The 1,736-nt window shown below is 66.4% G+C and carries 1 protein-coding gene; it reads right to left on the minus strand.

Going from position 1 to position 1,736, the window contains the following annotated elements:
* The coding region (locus tag HV773_RS36385) for a molybdopterin-dependent oxidoreductase (protein WP_175198539.1) at positions 1-1,736 on the minus strand (1,736 nt) is incomplete at both ends.

Raw genomic sequence — 1,736 nt, forward strand, 5'->3', positions numbered from 1 at the left:
GGCAGCCAGCCCATGCGCTCGGCGCGCACGTTGTAGTCGATGGGCGTGCCGTGATACGCCGACTTGTCCGCGAGCGGCGAGAGCAGGTCGGTGGGGTTCATCGGGTCGTAGCGCCACTGGTCGGTGTGCGCATAGAAGAACGAGGTGGCGTTCATGTGGCGCGGCGGGCGGTTCCAGTCGAGCGCGAACGCCAGCGCGGTCCAGCCGGTTTGCGGGCGCAGCTTTTCCTGGCCCACGTAATGCGACCAGCCGCCGCCCGACTTGCCTACGCAGCCGCACATCACCAGCATGTTGATGATGGCGCGGTACGCCATGTCCATGTGATACCAGTGATTGATGCCCGCGCCGATGATCACCATCGACTTGCCCTCGGTCTTGTCCGCGTTCTCCGCGAACTGGCGCGCGACGTTGATCACGTCGGCGCGCTTCACGCCCGTGATCGCTTCCTGCCACGCGGGCGTGTAAGGTACATCGTCGTCGTAGCTTTGCGCGACGTCCTTGCCGCCGAGGCCCTGATCGAGGCCGTAGTTCGCGATGAAGAGATCATAGACGGTGGCCACGAGCTTCTCGCCGTCGCGCGTGGCCACGCGGCGCACGCCGATGTGGCGGCTCAGCACCGACTGGTGATCGGTGTGCGAATAGTGCGCGTGCGCGACGTTGCCGAAGTACGGGAACGCCACGTCCACCACCTGGTCGTGGCCCGCGACGAGCGAGAGCGCCGGCACGAGCGGCGCACCCTGAGCGTTTTCCTCGCGCAGGTTCCACTTGCCGAGGTCGCCGCCTTGCTGCTGGCCCCAGCGGAAGCCCGCAGAGCCGAGCGGCGCCGCGAACGCTCCGTTGGCGGAATCGATCACGACGGTCTTCCAGTCGGGATTGTTGGTCTGGCCGAGCGCGTCCGCGAAGTCGGAGGCGCGCAGGTAGCGATCGGGCACGTACTGGCCGTCGCGCTCGGTGAGCGTGACGAGGCATGACATGTCGGTGAAGCGGCGGCAGTAATCGGCGAAATACGCGCTTTTTCCCGCGAGGTGATATTCCTTCAGGATCACGTGGCCCATCGCGAGCGCGAGCGCGGCGTCGGTGCCCTGCTTGGGATGCAGCCAGATGTCGCCGAACTTCGCGCCTTCGGCGTAATCGGGGAAGATCGACACAATCTTCGCGCCGCGATAGCGCGACTCCACCATGAAGTGTGCGTCGGGCGTGCGCGTTTGCGGCACGTTCGACCCCCACAGCATGATGAACGAGGAGTTGTACCAGTCGGCCGATTCCGGCACGTCGGTCTGCTCGCCCCACGTTTGCGGCGAGGCGGGCGGCAGGTCGCAATACCAGTCGTAGAACGAGAGGCACACGCCGCCGATCAGCGAAAGATAGCGCGAGCCTGCTGCATACGAAACCATCGACATCGCGGGAATGGGCGAGAAGCCGACCACGCGGTCGGGGCCGTGTCGCTTGATCGTGTGCACGTTGGCCGCGGCGACGAGTTCGTTCACCTCGCTCCAGTCGGCGCGCACGAAGCCGCCCAGGCCGCGCCGCGACTGGTAGCTTTTGCGCGCTTCGTCGTCGTCGACGATCGCGGCCCACGCTTCCACGGGCGGGAGCGTGCGGCGCTTTTCGCGCCACAACTTCACGAGCGCGCTGCGCATGAGCGGATATTTCAGGCGGTTCGCGCTATAGAGGTACCACGAGTACGATGCGCCGCGCGAGCAGCCGCGCGGCTCGTGGTTGGGCATGTCGGGGCG

This window comes from Paraburkholderia caffeinitolerans (genome assembly GCF_902859945.1).
Classification (GTDB): domain Bacteria; phylum Pseudomonadota; class Gammaproteobacteria; order Burkholderiales; family Burkholderiaceae; genus Paraburkholderia; species Paraburkholderia caffeinitolerans.